The sequence below is a fragment of the Phascolarctobacterium faecium genome, from assembly GCF_003945365.1.
Taxonomy (GTDB): Bacteria; Bacillota; Negativicutes; order Acidaminococcales; family Acidaminococcaceae; genus Phascolarctobacterium; species Phascolarctobacterium faecium.
In genome coordinates this window covers 1,723,077-1,739,693 of record NZ_AP019004.1, presented here as the reverse complement: position 1 = coordinate 1,739,693, position 16,617 = coordinate 1,723,077, and the positions used below count along the sequence as shown (strand labels likewise).

Below are 16,617 nucleotides of genomic sequence, written 5' to 3'. Positions count from 1 at the left end.
ATGCAGAAAACGTTTAAATTTGCAGTAACAGTTGGACGCAGTGAAAATGTTGCCTTAGAAAAACTTGCGCAAACATGGGCAGCAAAATTTGGTGTAAAATATGTGGAACGTGGCAGTAGTGGGTCTTTGGGGTTTTTACTAGATCAAGAACGGGTAGAAGCACTTTTAGTAGCAACAAATAAAGGCCCGCAGGTATATACTGCTTCTGGAACTTTCTTTTTTCATCCAAGTATGGCCGTTTTGCGTGTACAGCGTTTAAAAAAGCACGAGTCCGATCACTTTAGTGCTGCATTGGCTCTTAAACCGGGAATGAGAGTGCTGGATTGTACGATGGGGCTGGCAAGTGATGCTGTTGTTGCCAGTTTTATTACAGGCCGGACAGGAACTGTTTGTGCTGTTGAGGCTTCGCCGTTGTTACATTTTGTAGTCAGCGAAGGTCTGCAGAATTATCAGGCTGAAGATGTCGATTTAAACAACGCCATGCGCAGAATAGAAACGGTATATGCGGAAGCAGATGAGTATTTGTACACTTTGCCAGCCGACAGCTTTGATGTTGTTTATTTTGACCCAATGTTTCGAATACCGATAAATGCTTCTTCAAATATGGAGCCATTGAGGCCTATTTCCTGTGAGAAACCGTTAACAGAAGCGACTGTTAAGGCGGCACTTAGAGTAGCTCCTTGTGTAGTGGTTAAAGAACGCGGACAAAAATTATTGGAAGCTTTAGGGTGTACGGAAATTCTGGGCGGCCGTTATAGCCGTGTAAAATATGGTATCCGAAGGAGGTAACGGCATGAAACCGAGAGTTGCAGTCATTTTAGGTCCTACTGCAACAGGCAAAAGCCATTGCGGGATAGCCTTAGCCAAACGTCTGAATGGCGAGATAATTTCCGGTGATTCCATGCTTGTATATCAAAGAATGGATATTGGTACAGCTAAACCTTCTGCTGAAGAACTGGCGGCAGTACCGCACCATTTAATCGATATTTTGCCGCCGGATGCTGCTTTCAGCGTTGTTGATTTTAAAGAAAAAGCGGAAAAAATAATTGCTGATATCAATAGTCGCGGTAAATTACCTGTAATTGTTGGCGGTACTGGTCTTTATATCAAGGCCCTGCTTGAAAATTATGAATTTAATACTGTTGAAGGATGCAGTGAACTACGCAGTGAATTGGAAGCATTTGCTGAAGAACACGGCAACAGCGCCTTGTATGAAAAACTGCAGGCACTTGACCTGGAGGCCGCTTCAAGATTACATACAAATGATCGCAGAAGAATTATCAGAGCTATTGAAGCAGCACAGAGTGGTGAAAAAATAGCTCATAGGAAGTCGGAGGAATGGCCTTATGAAACTGTTGTTTTTGGTCTGCGAATGGAACGAGAAAGTTTATATGCGCGGATCAATGCCAGAGTTGATAAAATGATGGCAGAGGGTCTGGTAGAGGAAACTAAATCTTTACTCGACAGTGGGCTATCATTGGATGCTCAGTCGATGCGCAGCATTGGTTACAGACAAATAGTCTGGTATCTACAAGGCCAGATGGATAAATTGGCAGCAGTTGAGAAATTGAAACAGGCGACACGTAATTTCGCTAAACGCCAATTTACCTGGTATCGTCAGATGCCGTATATTAAATGGTTTGATTTGGAAAAAGAGCCTGTGTATGAAAAGATTATTGACGAGATGCAGCAAACGCTTGTGGAAAAGTTTAAACTGCGGTAAAATTATAACAATAGATAGAAATTATTTTGGAGGGGAAAGTTATGAATAATAGTGGACCAAAGCCGGCAATGAATTTACAGGACAGTTTTTTAAATCATGTGCGTAAGGAAAACCTTGGCGTCATTATTTACCTGATTAATGGTTTCCAAATCAGAGGTCTGGTAAGAGGTTTTGATAACTTTACTGTTATTATTGAAAATGAAGGCAAACAACAGCTTGTTTATAAGCACGCTATATCGACTATTTCGCCGGCTGCTAATATTACAATTATGCAGCCAGAGAAGCGCGAACAATAATGTTTTGAAAAACAGCGCTTGAGCGTTGTTTTTCTTTTTTGAGGATGAAATATGAACGATAAATTAAATTTGTTTTTTGAATATCTGACAGTTGAATTAGGTTTAGCGTCAAATACAAGATTAGCTTATGAGCGTGATTTGCGTTTGTTTAAAGAAGCTTTAGGATTAAAGGATAATGACGCCTTGGCAACTGTATCGCGTGAGCAGGTTATTCGCTATATGACAGGTTTGAAAAATAAAGGTTTAGCCGCAGCAACGATTGCCAGAAAACTTGCTGCTATAAAATCTTTTTATCGTTTTATGACAGCAGAAGGGTATTTGGAGATTGATCCTGCGGAAGTTGTAGAAGCTGGAACAAAAGGTATCAAGCTGCCAAAAGTTTTAAATCAGGAAGAGGTTTTGAAGCTTTTGGAACAGCCTGATTTGAGAACGGATGAAGGCTATCGTGACAGAACAATGCTGGAAGTGCTTTATGCAACGGGAATGCGTGTTTCTGAATTATTGGGTTTGCCTGTCAGCGGCGTTAATCTGCAAATGAAGTATATCATCGCTTTCGGTAAAGGATCTAAAGAGCGGTTAATACCCATTGGCGGCATAGCAGTTGAATATTTGGATAAATATCTGAATGTGGTAAGGCCCAAACTGCTTCATACTAAAAATCCTAATGTAAAGAATTTATTTTTAAGTATGAGCGGAAATGAAATGACAAGGCAGAGGTTTTGGCAAATCATTCGCGGTTATGGGCATCAGGCAGGATTAAATAAGGAGCTTACACCACATATGCTGAGGCATTCCTTTGCAACACATTTACTTGACAATGGTGCTGATCTGCGGTCTGTCCAGGAGCTTTTAGGGCATTCGGATATTTCTACGACACAGATATATACGCATTTGACAAATAAACGCCTGCGCGATATTTATGAAAAAGCGCATCCGCGGGCATAGAGGAGGCTACTATGGCAAGAAGGACTAATAGAAAAAAGAGGTCAGGAGGAGGTTTTGTACTGACTTTGATTTTAGTATTATTAGCTATAGCTGTTGCTGGAGGCATTTATTATGCGGCGAGCAGAGACGGAGAAAAAGATGTGCTTGATAAAGGCTTGACTGGTTCTTCTTCGGTTGATTTGCGGGAAGAGTCCAAAGAAGCGCATAGGGCAGTCGATGATATTTTATTATCGAAGGATAACTGGCAGTTAACTGATAATGGCCGTGAAGATCAGCACGAACGTATGAAAGAAACAGGTGGAGAAGTTGTCTGGAATAAGCGGCAGCTGGCTATTGGAGTTCCGCCAAGTACTGGATTAGAAGGTGCGGCAGCCTGGCTTGGCGAAAAGATTTCCAGTACGAAAATGATTGTTCTCAATCAGCGTGAGGCTACTTATAATGGCTGGGAAGCTGTACGTATGGAAATTGCTATTTCAGCTAAAGCAGGAACTGGTAAAATGAATTTTATCACCGATACGGTTTACTTTTATCATAACTTAAATCTGACTAAAGAAGATAAAGATATCAAAGAAGACGAAAGTACGAAGAAAGATGACAAAAAAACTGCTCAGAAATATCATGGAAAATTGGCTGTCATTATTGACGATTGTGGTTACGATCTGGCACCGGTGAGAAAGCTGGTCAATTTGAATGCGCCTTTCAGTTACGCTATTCTTCCCTATAAAGATTTCAGCAGTGACGCTTTGCATGTTATAAAAGGCGGCGGTCAGACTGCGATGCTGCATTTGCCTATGGAACCTATGGACAGAACAGCTATGTCTGAGGGTAAGATTACAATCTTGACTGATATGACTGCTGAACAGGTGCAGCAATTAACTCGGAAAGCGGTAGATAGTTTACCAGGTATCGAAGGTGTCAATAATCATCAGGGTTCTAAAGCAACAAGTAATGAAGCAACGATGAAAGCTGTATTGAAAGTTTTAAAACAACAAGGCTTGTTTTTTGTAGACAGCAGTACATACTCCAAATCTATAGGTGATCAGGTCGCACGCAGTATGGGTGTTCCTACTGCCCGTAACAATATATTTTTGGACAACAGTTCCGACGAAGATGACATTATTGCTAAAATATGGCAGGCTGTAGAAATGGCGGACAGAAATGGAAGCGCTATTGCCATTTGTCATGCCAGACCGCATACTGCCGCAGCGTGGAGCAAAGTTATCGACGAGGTAAATGCATCTGGTATTCAATTAGTTCCTGTAAGTAGTTTATTGAAGTAGTCGGAGGATTATACATATGTATGTTGAAGAAACGATCAGTAAATATGAAAAATATATTAACCCTGCTCAGGCGAAATTATTTCGGTTTATGGGATTGGCAAGCGTTGAAAGATATGCAGAGGGGTGGACTATAACTGACAGCGAGGGCAAACAATTCATTGATTGTCTTGGCGGCTACGGAATGTTTGCGTTAGGACATCGCAATCCTGATGTCGTAGCTGCTGTAGAAGCAGAACTGCATAAAATGCCAATGAGCGGTAAAGTGCTTTTTAACAGACCTATGGCAGACCTGGCTGAAAAACTGGCTTTAATTACTCCCGGTGCTTTGCAATACAGTTTTTTCGTTAACAGCGGTACAGAAGCTGTTGAGGGATGCCTGAAGGTTGCGCGACTGGCTACAAAAAGGAAAAAGTTTATTGCGGCAAGGAATGCGTTTCACGGAAAAACTTTTGGTTCGTTGACAGCTACTGGCAGAGATTTGTTTAGAGATCCGTTTAAACCGCTGCTGGATAATTTTACACATGTAGAATATGGGGATATAGATGATCTTGCTGAAACTATTAATGAAGAAACAGCTGCCGTTATTTTAGAGCCGATTCAAGGGGAAGGCGGCATTATCGTTCCGCCGGCAGGTTATTTTAAAGCAGTAAGAGAGTTATGTGACCAATACGGTACTTTACTGATTGCGGACGAAGTACAGACTGGTATTGGCAGAACCGGGACCTGGTTTGGGGTTGAACATGAGCAGATAACTCCGGATATCATGGCTACGGCTAAAGCGTTAGGTGGAGGGGTGATGCCGATCGGAGCTATAACCGCTACGGCTGATGCCTGGGCTGGATTAATAGAAGCACCTTTTTTACACACTTCAACTTTTGGTGGTAATCAATTAGCGTGTGCTGCTGCCAATGCTGCGCTGAATTACATTGAAAAAAATGATGTGCTGGATCGCAGTGCTGCGGCGGGGGCATACTTTAAAAAAGGGTTGGAATCAATTCAAAAAGATTATCCTTCGGTCATCGCAGAGGTCCGCGGCCGCGGAATGATGATCGGAATTGAGCTTACAAAAGAAGGCGCCGGTGGAATGCTGATGTCGCTGATGATCGATAAACGAGTTATTATTGCTTATACTCTAAATAATCCTAAAGTTATTCGTATTGAACCGCCTCTGATCATGCCTACAGATGTTATTGATCAGGTTTTGACTATCTTTAGAGAAGCTGTCAGCAGTACGGCTGAAGTGATTGAAGATTTATAAAAGGAGCAGAATTATGCCTTGCGTAGAAACAAAGATTGTGATCAACGGCGATAGTAAGCCTATTTTTGAAATCATAAAAAATATGGAAGCTTACCCCTCTTTTATGCATGATCTGGTGAGTGTAGAAATTTTAGAACGCGGAGAAAATACTACTGTTTCACATTGGGTATCTAATGTTGATGGTCGTAAAATCGTCTGGACTGAACGCGATACCTTTTATCCGGAAGAAATGCGTATCACTTATTGTCAGACCGAGGGTGATTTGAAAAAAATGGAAGGGGAATGGAGACTTGTACCTGTGAGTGAAGGGACAGAAGTTTCCCTGCTGGTAGATTTTGAATTTGGTATTCCGATGATTGCCGGGCTGTTAAATCCTATTTTAAAGAAAAAAGTTCGTGAAAACAGTGAAAATATGTTGACAGCTGTTAAAGCGCAAATTGAAAAATAGTGCAGTAATTGGTATAATATGCTATAAGACTTACGCAGGTCTTATAGATAATGTTCGATAGTTTTTTATTTTGAGGAGGAACAAAAAAGTATGAGAACAGCTTTTTTAATGACGGCTCTTACTGTGTTATTGGTACTGGTTGGAGATTATTTCGGCGGTGCCCGCGGTATGATGATGATGCTTATCATCTCCCTCGCCATGAATCTATTTTCGTACTGGAACAGCGATAAACTGGTTTTGGCACAGTATAATGCCAAACAGGTTGATGAAAAAAGTGCGCCTGCTTTGTATAAAATGGTGCAGCGTTTGGCGGAAAGAGGCAATTTGCCGATGCCTAAAGTATATATTATTGACAGCCCTGTGCCGAATGCATTTGCAACCGGCCGTAACCCTGAACATGCTGCGGTTGCAGTAACTACCGCTTTGGCCAATGCCTTAGATAAAGATGAGATTGAAGGCGTTTTGGCACATGAATTGAGTCATGTCAAACATGGTGATATTTTAATCGGTACAATAGCTGCATCTATGGCAGGTATTATCACGACGCTATCTCACTGGGGGATGTTCTTTGGTGGTGGCGACAGAGACCGCAATAGCAGCAGCAGTGCTATTGTTGGTTTGGCTATGATGATACTGGCGCCTTTGGCTGCAGGTATTATTCAGATGGCTGTTTCGCGTTCGAGGGAATATATGGCTGATAAATCCGGTGGTGAGTTAAGCGGTAATCCGGATGCTTTGGCTGACGCTTTGCTGAAAATAGAATCATATGCAAAAAACAGAACGATGCCGGGAGCTACTGAAAATACTGCTCATATGTTTATCATTTGCCCCTTTAGCGCAAAAGATATGCAGCAGTTATTCAGTACACATCCCAGTACCGCAGACCGTGTGGCACGGTTACGCGCGCAGGCCAAAGCTATGCGCAGCAGTGGAGGTGCGAAATAATTGGATAAAAAATTAACTTGGTTAAAACAGCTTTCTGAAACCTGCGGTGTTTCAGGATTTGAAACACCAATTAAAAATTTGCTTCAAAAGCGGCTGCAGGGCAAAGCCAAAGTATCTTATGATAAATTAGGCAGCGCTGTTTTTACTAATGAAGGTCAAGGCAAGGACTTGCCAAAAATTATGCTTGCCAGCCATATGGATGAAATTGGTTTTATGGTTAAGCATATAACAAAAGAAGGTTTTTTAAAATTTACTTGTTTAGGTGGCTGGTGGGAGCAGGTTATGCTGAGCCAGCGCGTTACTGTACACGGCAGCAAGGGTGATCTTGTTGGCGTTATCGGCAGTAAACCTCCACATATACTGACACCGGAAGAACGAACAAAAGTGGTTGCCAAGCGCGATATGTATATTGATATTGGAGCTGCCGACGAAGACATGGCTCGCAATTTAGGAGTTTTCGAAGGCTGCCCAGTGACGCCATATGCTGAATTTGCAGTTATGGGCGATGGTAAAACTCTGCTTGGTAAAGCCTGGGATAATCGCATCGGCTGTGCAGTCATGGCAGACGTTATGGAAAATATCGGCACAAAGCATCCTAATACTGTATATGGTGTAGCAACAGTACAGGAAGAGGTCGGGTTACGTGGTGCTCAAACAAGCGTTAATCTGCTGAGCCCTGACGTTGCTTTCGTTATTGATACATGTGTGGCTGGTGGTACGCCAGGTGTAAGTGATGATGTAGCTCCTGCGAAATTGGGAAAGGGGATTGCTATAACAATTTTTGATGCTGGTATGATTCCCAATACAGCATTGCGTGATTTTGCAAAAGAAGTTGCTGAAGAATTGAAGCTGCCAACACAGATCAGTATTTCAGAGGGCGGTGCTACTGATGGCGGTCGTATACATTTACACGATGCCGGTGTTTTGACATTAACATTCAGTATCCCTACCCGTTATATACATAGTCATCAATCCATTATTCATATGGATGATTATCAAGGTGCTGTTCAGCTGATCACAGCAATGATCGAGAAACTGGATAAGAAAAAGTATCAGCAGCTTTTAAAAGGCTAAAATCGTTTTGCGATTTAGTATAAATTAAAATAGTCTAGATAGGAGAGATTCCAATGCAACAAACACTCGTACTCGTAAAACCCGATGGTGTCAAAAAAAATCTGATTGGTGAAATCATCGCTCGTTTTGAACGCCGCGGCTTGAAAGTTTCGGCTTTAAAATTAGTAAAAATCACTGAAGAACAAGCTAAATATCATTATGCTGAACATGAAGGCAAACCTTTCTTTGGTGAATTGGTTGAATTTATTACTTCCGGCCCTGTTGCAGCAATGGTTATTTCCGGTGAGAATGCAATTAAAGCGGTTCGTGGCCAGATGGGTGCTACTAATCCGTTAGATTCTGTTCCTGGTTCTATCCGCGGCGATTACGCGCTGACTATCGGCGAAAATATCGTTCATGGCAGCGACAGTGAAGAATCCGCTGCACGCGAAATCAAAAATTTCTTTAAAGCTGAAGAAATTTATTAATTTAAAATTTTCCGGAAGGATGGTGACAAAATGAAAGCAGCAGTATATACCAGAACTGGTGACAAAGGCACTACCGGACTTTATACAGGCGAACGTGTACCAAAACAAAGCATGAGAGTTGAAGCTTACGGTACAGTTGATGAGATCAGTTCGGCGCTTGGCCTGGCAAGAGCTACAGTCAGACGCGAAGATGTCAGGGAAACGATTTACAAAGTTCAGCAGCTTCTGATGTCACTGATGGCTGATATAGCAAGCTTGAATTTGCCTGAGCCTTATATCAAAGAAGAGCATGTGAAAATGTTTGAAGAAACTATCGATAAATTCGATAATATGCTCCAGCCTTTGAGTCATTTTATCATCCCCGGAGGCACCCCTGGATCAGCTGCTTTGGACATCGCGCGTACAACTACTCGTCGTGCCGAGCGCTGTCTGCTCCGCTTATCTGAAACAGAAGAAGTCAATCAGCAGGTTCTTATCTGTTTGAACAGACTTTCTGATTTATGTTTCATTTTATCAAGAGTTGAAGTAGAAGTAGAAGCTTAAAACAAAATGACCATAGGTTCGGTAAGAACTGTATGGTCATTTTCTTTTGGGTTAAATTACTTTAAAAATGTTTTGAAGTAGTTAAAAATGTAGTATTTTTTATACGAAAGATATATACTTACTATAATTATATTGAAAGATAATGGGAGATTACTATGAATTTTTACCTGTTGTCGATAATTGCTTTTGGTGTGTTTGTAGCAATTCTCTACCTTAAGTCTTCTGAACATCAAAGAATGTTGTATTCGCAGAAATATGTACGTGATAAAGTAAGCGGTACACTGGGATTTGATAAGTTTAAAGAAAAAGCGGATGAAATGCTGCAGCGCAAAAAAGAGCTTTTGGCGCTAATACATTTAGATATTGACCCTTACCATGATATCGTTGATATTTATGGGCGTGAGACAGCAGATAATGTTTTACGCATTTTGGGAACAGAGCTTAACCGACGTGTTGTGAAGGGATATCTTACAACAAGACAGGCCGGAGATAAGTTCTTTTGCCTTGTTCCTTTTACAGATGAAGAAACGCATAATAATTGGTTTGACGGATTATCTGATATGGTAGAAAGCGAAGTCAAGCGTATTTGCAATGTCAGCATCAAACTGCGCGGAGATCTTTATGTATGTCGAGTCGAAGACTCGCTGGAAGATGCAATGGTAAAAACTGTTGCTCAGCTCAACAAAAAAGTTTTTCACAAATGCTGCCGCAGTTTCTTTATAATCAATGATTTTGAATTCACAACTGGTTATAATTCTCTTTTTGAAGAAGTTTGCAGTGCTCTTAATAATAAAGAGTTCACTGTTTATTTTCAGCCGCAATACAATATCTATACTAATGAGATTGTTGGTGCGGAAGCTTTACTGCGCTGGGAGCATCCTACGCGCGGGATAATTCTTCCGGAAGTTTTGATTCCTATCCTTGAAGATAATAACCAGTTATCTAAATTTGAAAATTTTGTTTTTGAAGAAGTCTGCCATTTCTTAGCATTACGCCTTGCCTTGGGGTTACAGGTTTTTCCAATCTCCTGTAATTTTTCATTTGAACATTTTAAAGATGAAAATTTTATTGATTCTTTAAAAGAAGCTGCCGATAAGCATAATGTTCCGCACAAGCTTTTGGTAGTTGAGCTTGCTGAAAGATTATTGGCTGATGATGTGAATTTTGCTGGGATGCAGGTTGACGAGCTGAAAAATCAGGGATTTAAGATTGCTGTTGATAATTTTGGCGCCGGGTATTTGTCTCTGCGTATTTTAAGTGATATCAGCGTTGATATTTTAAAAATAGATAAAAGAATGCTTGCCGCCTGTGATAATGATAAAGATATCAAAATCATCAAAGGGATGGCAGCTATTGCAAAAGAATTGGATATCACGATGATTTGTGAAGGTGTTGAAACTGAGGCACAGGTTGCGATAATGAAAAGTGTTTCCTGCAATATAGCTCAGGGATTCTATTATTGCCAGCCGTTGAGAAGGCCGCAGTTTGAAAATCTGCTTAATTTAAGTAAGATTGAAATAGTTAATGCTGAACGTCGCAGCATCAACGGTTACGGACGTACTGTAAAATTACCATCATACAGAGATTTGGGCGATTTATTCCCGCAGATGTATGATTTTGCAATTGAATTGAATCTAAAAGATGGACGCTATTCAAGAATGGCTTTTAATCCTACAGGGAATGTTTTTATTCCGTATACAGGTGATTATAAAAATGATTACAAGCATATCGTTCAGGAATTGCTTTATCCTGAAGATATTGAAAAATTTACGGCTCAGCTTGATTTTGACGTTTTATCTGCAAATTACAATAATACTCCTGATTATTCTGGCTGCGAATGTCGTTTCGTCGGAGCGGATGGTGTAGCTCAATGGTATGAAATCAGGGTGTATTACTGGTTTGGACGCAGCCGTGTATTGATTACCGTAAGGAATGTTAATGACGCCCATGATTATTTAGATGAAGAATATGAAAAAATGCTTTGCAGGTCAGCAGGACTTTGCAAAAGAATGTAGAATATATAGTATTGGAAAAAATCAACAGGTGTGCCGATTGCGGTCGGCGCTTAATAGGGAAGACCGGTGTAAATCCGGCGCAGTCCCGCTACTGTAAAGGGAAGTTCACTGCAATATGCCACTGGGAAACTGGGAAGGCGCAGCTGAATGTTGAACCTGAGCCAGGAGACCTGCCTGTTACGGGTATCTTACACCTACGGGAGATAGGTGGATACTTGCATAGGTTGTTTATTTATGCCCTCTCTCGAGAGGGTATTTTTATTTTGAAGGGAGGCTTAAGGATGTGTAAAGAAATGATTTTAGTAACTGGCGGTGCACGAAGCGGCAAAAGTGAATTCGCAGAGCGTTTTGTTTTGCATTATGGATCTAAATGCGCTTATATAGCTACGGCTGAAATCTTTGACGACGAGATGGCTGAACGTGTTCGGCTACATCAGGAACGTCGTTCTCCCCAAAGATGGAATAATTATGAAGCACCTTATGCTGCCGAACAGGTGATGGTTGAGGCAGGTAAGGAAGCGGATGCAATTTTGTTTGACTGTCTTACTTTGTATATGAGTAATTTGATGTATGGCAAGGTTGCAATTGCAGGAACTTTTGAAGAAAAGGTAACATTTGTCAAAGGTGAAATTGTAAAATTACTGGAAGCCGCCAGAAAAACAGAAAAACTGGTAGTATTTGTTACTAATGAAGTTGGCGGTGGTATCGTACCGGATAATGTTATGGCACGTGAGTACAGAGATCTTGCCGGATGGATAAACCAGCAGGTTGCCGATGTATGTGACAGGGTCTTTTATTGTGTCGCCGGTCAAGCTGTTGATCTAAAGAAAATGGCATTTAGTTTTGATGATGAAGGAGCAGAGCAATGGAAAAAATAATGATTCCACCGTTGGATAGCAACGCTGCGGAAGTAATAAAAAATAACTGGGCTAAAATGGATAAGCCGCTGCATAGTTTAGGTAAGCTGGAGGAAATGGTTGAAAAATATGCTGCCATGACTGGGACGGCATTGCCTGATAAAATCAAAAGTGCAATGCTGTTAATGTGCGGCGATCATGGAATTGCCAAATATGGCGTAAGCGCATATCCGCAGGAAGTAACTATGCAGATGATAAACGGTTACATGAGGGAAACTGCCGGCGCTAACGTTATGGCACGTCATGCCGGTGCCGATGTTTTTGTGATCGATGCAGGTACGGCTTTTGACTTGAGTGCAATGCCTAAAGTTCATCAGGAGAAGGTTGCCTGGGGTACAGAAGATTTTACACAGGGACCGGCCATGACAGTGGAGCAGGCCGAAAAAGCATTGAAAGTTGGTATGAAGGTAGCAGATGAATGTATTGATAAAGGTTATAACTTATTAGTAACAGCAGAAATGGGAATCGGGAATACTACATCGACCGCAGCAATCGTTTCTGCATTTCTGGGGTTGCCGCCCGAGCTTACAGTAGGAAGGGGAACTGGTATCAACGATGAACGGATGGCGATAAAAAGAAAGGTCGTCGCTGATGGTCTGGCTAAAAATCAACCACGTTTGGGCGATGCCATGGACATCCTCTGTAAGGTTGGCGGTTATGACCATGCCGGGTTGGCGGGGATGATTTTAGCTGGCGCCAGACGCCGTATTCCTACAATGGTAGACGGTGTAAATGCGACTGCCGCTGCTTTGCTTGCATACGGACTTGAACCAGCCTGTGCTGATTATATGCTTTGTTCACATCTTTCTGCTGAAATATCACATGCAAAGATGCTGGAGGTTTTGCGACTTACGCCGATAGTTGACGCGGGTATGCGTCTTGGCGAAGGTACAGGAGCGTCTTTGGCGATTGTTATTTTACAGATGGCGATCAATACCTATAAAGAACTGTATAAGCGTGGTGGCATGCATGCGTGATTTTATCACTTGCCTGGAATTTTTGACGCGAGTGCGTTTTTCAAAACGGACAGATTGGCGTGACGAAGATTTTTCGCGCAGTGTGCCGTATTTTCCCCTGGTAGGTTTGGTTATCGGATTCCTTTTGGCGGCCATAAACTATAGCCTGTTTTATATCGAAACGCCGCTTTTTTTACGGGTAACGCTTTTGCTGCTGGCCGAGATCATTATTACCGGCGGGTTGATGTACGATGGTTTTATGGATACTGCTGACGGCGTTTTTTCTGCCCGCAGCCGCGAGAGAATGCTGGAAATAATGAAAGACAGCCATGTTGGTTCTAATGCTGTATTGGCAATAATTATTTTGCTGCTGCTCAAAATAGCTGCCTATCTTGAACTTAGCGGTGAAACACTGACCTGGGTTTTACTGACGATGTCCGTTGCGACACGAACTTTTATGGTAGTTTTTATTGTCAATTTTCCCTATGCGCGTAAAGAAGGAATAGGGCATATGTTTACCAAGTATGCCAAACCATTTTATACGTATATTGCTTTTGCAGTATGCGCAGGTATTATTGCGGCCTGTGGTTTACAATATCTGGCGGTGGCAGGAATATGTTTTACTGTCACTTTGATAATAGCGCAATATTTAAAAACACAGTTAGGCGGACTTACCGGTGATACATATGGTGCACTGACTGAATGCGGCAATGTGATTTACTTACTGACAGCAGTATTCTTACTAAGATAAGGAAGGTTTAAAGATGGATATAAATAATATTATTGAACAAATAAAACCAATCGATCGTCAAAAAGTAGAGGAAGCACAAAACAGATTTGACAATCTTATCAAACCGGTCGGTTCACTTGCAAAACTGGAAGCTATGGTTTCGCGTTACGCCGGTATTATCGGCAGTGCTGATAAAAAATCTGTTCAATATCCTAAAAAAGCTTTGTTTTTGTGGAGTGCTGACACAGATTCTGTTGCTAAAGCGATGCAGGAGGAGCTGCCTGTTGTTTTGCTGGCACGAGAAGCTAAAGCAGAGGTTTACCCATTGCTGGTCACATCTTGTAATCTTGAGGAAGCGCTTGAAGAAGGCGCTATTCTGACAAAAGAATATATTGTCAGTGATAAACTGCAAATGCTGGCCTTGGGAAGTCTGGAAAAATATACTCTTACAGAACAAACAGAAGCATTTTTACAGCTGGAAGGAATTGAATTTCTGCAAAAGCTTAACGATCCGGTAATAACCGCTATGACTGGTGCTGTTTTACAGGCTGCTGCCTGCAAGGTACCTGTAATGCTGGATGGTATCGCTACATGCCTGGCTGCTGTCGGAGCCTGCAAATTAGCTCCGGTAGTTCTTGAATATTGTATGGCAGGGCATGTGTCGGCAGAACCGGGTATGGAAAAATTATTGAATCGGCTGGAGCTATCGGCACCGCTAAAGTTGGATATTAACAGTGGGGCGGGAGAAGGCGCAGTTTTAGCTTTTACCTTGTTTGATGCAGGCATTAAGGCGTATAATGAAATGGAAACATTTGCTGAAGCAGGAGTACATGCTGAAGTGGAAGAATTTGCGCATTCAGTACAGGTAAAAGGTAAATAATAAGGAGGCAATATGGGCAAGATATATCTTATAAGGCACGGAGAAACAGAAGCTAATAAAACATTTCAATTTCAAGGGCACATAGATAATCCTCTTAACAGCAAGGGTCTGTGTCAGGCTGCAGCATTGGGACAGCATTATGAAAATATTGTATTGGACGAAATTTATTCAAGCTCCATGCAGCGAGCCAGACAGACTGCAGCACCTTTGGCTGAAGCTCATGGACTTACTGTTCAGCCTTTAGATGAACTGAAGGAAGTTTGTTTTGGCGAATGGGAAGGTTTGAGCTATGATGAGATCAAAGCAAAATGGAGTGATCAGTTAGAGCTGTTTTTTAAACAGCCGGCACAGTGCAGAATGCCAGGCGGGGAATCATTCGACGATGTTGCATTGCGGGTTCGTTCTGTCTGTGAAGACCTTTTTAAAAATAACAGCGATAAAAATATAGCAATTGTTTCTCATGGCGGCGTTATAAGAGTACAGCTTTGCCTTTTACTGGGGCTTGATATCAATAAACTGTGGATGTTTGGCGTACATAATGCCAGCACAACCTGTATTGGTAAATGGCAGGACCGCTTTACAATTGAGTATGTAAATGATACACATTATTTAAATGATAATGTAAACTCCGACGGAATAAAATATCCTAAATAATTATAAATTTTAAAATGTACATTTCTTGTTGACTTTTATCTTTTTTTTAGATATACTGCTTATAGTATATCTCAGTGGTCCGGGTAGGGTTCCGAACTTCTTCCATGCTACATACGCAACATGAGGAAGCAGTGGTAACATCTATAAGTCCTTATGGGGTATGTTTAATGTAAGGAGTGATTAACCAATGAAAGAAGACAAAACCTTAGTATGCCGTGAATGCGGCACCGAATTCGTATTCTCTGCTTCCGAGCAGGAATTCTACGAAGAAAAAGGCTTCACAAATGAACCCGGCCGTTGCCCTGGTTGCCGTCAAGCTCGCAAACAACGTATGGGCATCAACAACGAGCGCCCGGCTCGCGAAATGTTCCATGCTACTTGCGCAGAATGCGGTCAAGACACCGAAGTACCGTTCCGTCCTTCCATGGATCGTCCGGTATACTGCCGCGAATGCTTCAATGCTCGCAAAGGCTAATAATTAATGAAGTTAAAAAACCAATTGCTTAGGCAATTGGTTTTTTCTTTAGTAAATAGACAGTTTTATGGTATAATATCAGAATAGGAAAGTTGTGTATCTTAAGGAGGTCCTTTTTATTTTAGAACTAAAAAAAATAACATTGGCTGACAGGCCTTTGTTCGAAAGTTATTTATCACGTCCTGACCAACGGGGTTCTGAATGTGCGTTTACAAATTTATTTGTATGGCAGGACTGTTATGGCATTTACTGGACAGTAGTACATGACTTTCTGGTGATCAAGGTGAAACGCAACGAAGTGGATTTCTTTTTGCAGCCTTTTGGCGGTAAAGATGAAGATCTGCCTAAATTGTTTGCAGAAATTAAAGAATATCATGAAGGCAAGCCTTTTGAGATCCATGGTATTTATGACGATGGCAAAGAGCGGCTGGCAAAAGCTTTTCCAGAGATGGAATTTATTGAAGATCGTGATAATTGGGATTATGTTTATTTGCGTGAAAAACTGGCTAGTTTGTCTGGGCGTAAATATCATGGTAAAAAAAATCATTACAATGCGTTTAAAAAAGAATATCCCGATTATGTTTACGAACCGATCGGACCAGAGAATTACGAAGAGTGCAAGGCTTTTGGTGATGAATGGTGCGAAAAACGTGTTGGCGAAGACGAGAGCCTGCGCTGTGAGCAATGTGCTATCCATGAAGCGATCGATAATTTTGAAGCACTTGGTTTGCGCGGCGGCGCTATCCGTGTCAACGGAAAAATTGAAGCATTCAGCTTCGGTAAAAAAATCAATGACGATACTGCCGTTCTGCATGTAGAAAAAGCAAATCCTGATATCCGCGGTATTTATGCGGCAATCAATAAAGAATTTGCCGAACATGCATGGGGGGATGTATTTTATTTAAACAGAGAAGAAGATATGGGGCATGAAGGGCTGCGTACTGCTAAGGAATCATATCATCCTGAATTTATGATCAAAAAATATTCGTCTGTTTTTAAATAGGTGTAAAT

Annotated in this window: 19 protein-coding genes and 1 riboswitch; all 19 genes read left to right on the top strand. The window is 41.5% G+C overall.

Going from position 1 to position 16,617, the window contains the following annotated elements:
* The 19 genes from PFJ30894_RS08495 to PFJ30894_RS08405 all read left to right on the top strand — a co-directional run bounded on the left by PFJ30894_RS08495 (position 1) and on the right by PFJ30894_RS08405 (position 16,609).
* Positions 1 to 789 carry a class I SAM-dependent methyltransferase gene (locus PFJ30894_RS08495; protein WP_125669563.1) on the top strand — a complete coding sequence of 263 codons (789 nt, stop codon included), beginning with the start codon at positions 1 to 3 and terminating at the stop codon, positions 787 to 789.
* Between the two features lie 4 nt (positions 790 to 793).
* Entirely contained in the window at positions 794 to 1,723 is a 930-nt protein-coding gene (miaA, locus tag PFJ30894_RS08490; protein ID WP_125669562.1) for a tRNA (adenosine(37)-N6)-dimethylallyltransferase MiaA, read from the top strand.
* Positions 1,724 to 1,764: 41 nt separating this feature from the next.
* Positions 1,765 to 2,019 carry an RNA chaperone Hfq gene (gene hfq, locus PFJ30894_RS08485; RefSeq protein WP_125669561.1) on the top strand — a complete coding sequence of 85 codons (255 nt, stop codon included), beginning with the start codon at positions 1,765 to 1,767 and terminating at the stop codon, positions 2,017 to 2,019.
* A 51-nt stretch (positions 2,020 to 2,070) separates the two neighbouring features.
* Positions 2,071 to 2,964 (top strand): site-specific tyrosine recombinase XerD, encoded by an 894-nt coding sequence (gene xerD / locus PFJ30894_RS08480; RefSeq protein ID WP_113076937.1) that lies wholly within the window; start codon positions 2,071 to 2,073, stop codon positions 2,962 to 2,964.
* 11 nt (positions 2,965 to 2,975) lie between these two features.
* Complete coding sequence (locus PFJ30894_RS08475) at positions 2,976 to 4,244, top strand: divergent polysaccharide deacetylase family protein (protein WP_125669560.1); 1,269 nt, start codon at positions 2,976 to 2,978, stop codon at positions 4,242 to 4,244.
* Positions 4,245 to 4,260: 16 nt separating this feature from the next.
* Positions 4,261 to 5,502, top strand: a complete 1,242-nt coding sequence (locus PFJ30894_RS08470) for an aspartate aminotransferase family protein (RefSeq protein WP_167457049.1) — start codon at positions 4,261 to 4,263, stop codon at positions 5,500 to 5,502.
* 13 nt (positions 5,503 to 5,515) lie between these two features.
* Positions 5,516 to 5,950 carry a type II toxin-antitoxin system RatA family toxin gene (locus tag PFJ30894_RS08465; protein ID WP_021718552.1) on the top strand — a complete coding sequence of 145 codons (435 nt, stop codon included), beginning with the start codon at positions 5,516 to 5,518 and terminating at the stop codon, positions 5,948 to 5,950.
* 90 nt (positions 5,951 to 6,040) lie between these two features.
* Complete coding sequence (gene htpX / locus PFJ30894_RS08460; RefSeq protein WP_021718551.1) at positions 6,041 to 6,895, top strand: zinc metalloprotease HtpX; 855 nt, start codon at positions 6,041 to 6,043, stop codon at positions 6,893 to 6,895.
* The gene (locus PFJ30894_RS08455; RefSeq protein WP_125669558.1) at positions 6,896 to 7,969 is read left to right on the top strand and encodes a M42 family metallopeptidase; all 1,074 of its coding nucleotides are present in this window, start codon (positions 6,896 to 6,898) and stop codon (positions 7,967 to 7,969) included. It begins immediately after the preceding gene.
* 53 nt (positions 7,970 to 8,022) lie between these two features.
* On the top strand, positions 8,023 to 8,436 hold the full coding sequence (gene ndk / locus PFJ30894_RS08450; RefSeq protein WP_021718549.1) for a nucleoside-diphosphate kinase: 414 nt from the start codon (positions 8,023 to 8,025) through the stop codon (positions 8,434 to 8,436).
* A gap of 30 nt (positions 8,437 to 8,466) precedes the next feature.
* Complete coding sequence (locus PFJ30894_RS08445) at positions 8,467 to 8,979, top strand: cob(I)yrinic acid a,c-diamide adenosyltransferase (protein WP_021718548.1); 513 nt, start codon at positions 8,467 to 8,469, stop codon at positions 8,977 to 8,979.
* A gap of 155 nt (positions 8,980 to 9,134) precedes the next feature.
* Positions 9,135 to 10,994: an EAL domain-containing protein gene (locus PFJ30894_RS08440; RefSeq protein WP_125669557.1), complete on the top strand. Its 1,860-nt coding sequence runs from the start codon at positions 9,135 to 9,137 to the stop codon at positions 10,992 to 10,994.
* Positions 10,995 to 11,003: 9 nt separating this feature from the next.
* Positions 11,004 to 11,186: riboswitch (cobalamin riboswitch) on the top strand.
* An 89-nt stretch (positions 11,187 to 11,275) separates the two neighbouring features.
* Positions 11,276 to 11,872 carry a bifunctional adenosylcobinamide kinase/adenosylcobinamide-phosphate guanylyltransferase gene (gene cobU / locus PFJ30894_RS08435; protein ID WP_113076943.1) on the top strand — a complete coding sequence of 199 codons (597 nt, stop codon included), beginning with the start codon at positions 11,276 to 11,278 and terminating at the stop codon, positions 11,870 to 11,872.
* A complete protein-coding gene (gene cobT / locus PFJ30894_RS08430) occupies positions 11,860 to 12,888 on the top strand; it encodes a nicotinate-nucleotide--dimethylbenzimidazole phosphoribosyltransferase (RefSeq protein ID WP_046430820.1) in 1,029 nt (342 codons plus the stop codon). Before cobU ends, cobT begins: the two co-directional genes overlap by 13 nt.
* Positions 12,881 to 13,618 carry an adenosylcobinamide-GDP ribazoletransferase gene (gene cobS / locus PFJ30894_RS08425; RefSeq protein WP_125669556.1) on the top strand — a complete coding sequence of 246 codons (738 nt, stop codon included), beginning with the start codon at positions 12,881 to 12,883 and terminating at the stop codon, positions 13,616 to 13,618. Before cobT ends, cobS begins: the two co-directional genes overlap by 8 nt.
* A gap of 13 nt (positions 13,619 to 13,631) precedes the next feature.
* Positions 13,632 to 14,477, top strand: a complete 846-nt coding sequence (locus PFJ30894_RS08420; protein ID WP_125669555.1) for a nicotinate-nucleotide--dimethylbenzimidazole phosphoribosyltransferase — start codon at positions 13,632 to 13,634, stop codon at positions 14,475 to 14,477.
* Between the two features lie 12 nt (positions 14,478 to 14,489).
* Positions 14,490 to 15,131: an alpha-ribazole phosphatase gene (gene cobC / locus PFJ30894_RS08415; protein ID WP_125669554.1), complete on the top strand. Its 642-nt coding sequence runs from the start codon at positions 14,490 to 14,492 to the stop codon at positions 15,129 to 15,131.
* 187 nt (positions 15,132 to 15,318) lie between these two features.
* Positions 15,319 to 15,606: a zinc-ribbon domain containing protein gene (locus PFJ30894_RS08410; protein ID WP_021718541.1), complete on the top strand. Its 288-nt coding sequence runs from the start codon at positions 15,319 to 15,321 to the stop codon at positions 15,604 to 15,606.
* 157 nt (positions 15,607 to 15,763) lie between these two features.
* Positions 15,764 to 16,609: a DUF2156 domain-containing protein gene (locus tag PFJ30894_RS08405; protein WP_125669553.1), complete on the top strand. Its 846-nt coding sequence runs from the start codon at positions 15,764 to 15,766 to the stop codon at positions 16,607 to 16,609.
* Positions 16,610 to 16,617: the final 8 nt, after the last annotated feature.

What these genes read in the sequence shown, in the direction of transcription:
- cobS (WP_125669556.1), top strand. Translation starts at nt 12,881, where the DNA reads ATGCGTGATTTTATCACTTGCCTGGAATTTTTGACGCGAGTGCGTTTT.
- PFJ30894_RS08495 (WP_125669563.1), top strand. Translation starts at nt 1, where the DNA reads ATGCAGAAAACGTTTAAATTTGCAGTAACAGTTGGACGCAGTGAAAAT.
- ndk (WP_021718549.1), top strand. Translation starts at nt 8,023, where the DNA reads ATGCAACAAACACTCGTACTCGTAAAACCCGATGGTGTCAAAAAAAAT.
- PFJ30894_RS08410 (WP_021718541.1), top strand. Translation starts at nt 15,319, where the DNA reads ATGAAAGAAGACAAAACCTTAGTATGCCGTGAATGCGGCACCGAATTC.
- PFJ30894_RS08470 (WP_167457049.1), top strand. Translation starts at nt 4,261, where the DNA reads ATGTATGTTGAAGAAACGATCAGTAAATATGAAAAATATATTAACCCT.
- PFJ30894_RS08465 (WP_021718552.1), top strand. Translation starts at nt 5,516, where the DNA reads ATGCCTTGCGTAGAAACAAAGATTGTGATCAACGGCGATAGTAAGCCT.
- PFJ30894_RS08440 (WP_125669557.1), top strand. Translation starts at nt 9,135, where the DNA reads ATGAATTTTTACCTGTTGTCGATAATTGCTTTTGGTGTGTTTGTAGCA.
- PFJ30894_RS08420 (WP_125669555.1), top strand. Translation starts at nt 13,632, where the DNA reads ATGGATATAAATAATATTATTGAACAAATAAAACCAATCGATCGTCAA.
- PFJ30894_RS08475 (WP_125669560.1), top strand. Translation starts at nt 2,976, where the DNA reads ATGGCAAGAAGGACTAATAGAAAAAAGAGGTCAGGAGGAGGTTTTGTA.
- miaA (WP_125669562.1), top strand. Translation starts at nt 794, where the DNA reads ATGAAACCGAGAGTTGCAGTCATTTTAGGTCCTACTGCAACAGGCAAA.
- cobT (WP_046430820.1), top strand. Translation starts at nt 11,860, where the DNA reads ATGGAAAAAATAATGATTCCACCGTTGGATAGCAACGCTGCGGAAGTA.
- hfq (WP_125669561.1), top strand. Translation starts at nt 1,765, where the DNA reads ATGAATAATAGTGGACCAAAGCCGGCAATGAATTTACAGGACAGTTTT.
- cobU (WP_113076943.1), top strand. Translation starts at nt 11,276, where the DNA reads ATGTGTAAAGAAATGATTTTAGTAACTGGCGGTGCACGAAGCGGCAAA.
- xerD (WP_113076937.1), top strand. Translation starts at nt 2,071, where the DNA reads ATGAACGATAAATTAAATTTGTTTTTTGAATATCTGACAGTTGAATTA.
- cobC (WP_125669554.1), top strand. Translation starts at nt 14,490, where the DNA reads ATGGGCAAGATATATCTTATAAGGCACGGAGAAACAGAAGCTAATAAA.
- PFJ30894_RS08445 (WP_021718548.1), top strand. Translation starts at nt 8,467, where the DNA reads ATGAAAGCAGCAGTATATACCAGAACTGGTGACAAAGGCACTACCGGA.
- htpX (WP_021718551.1), top strand. Translation starts at nt 6,041, where the DNA reads ATGAGAACAGCTTTTTTAATGACGGCTCTTACTGTGTTATTGGTACTG.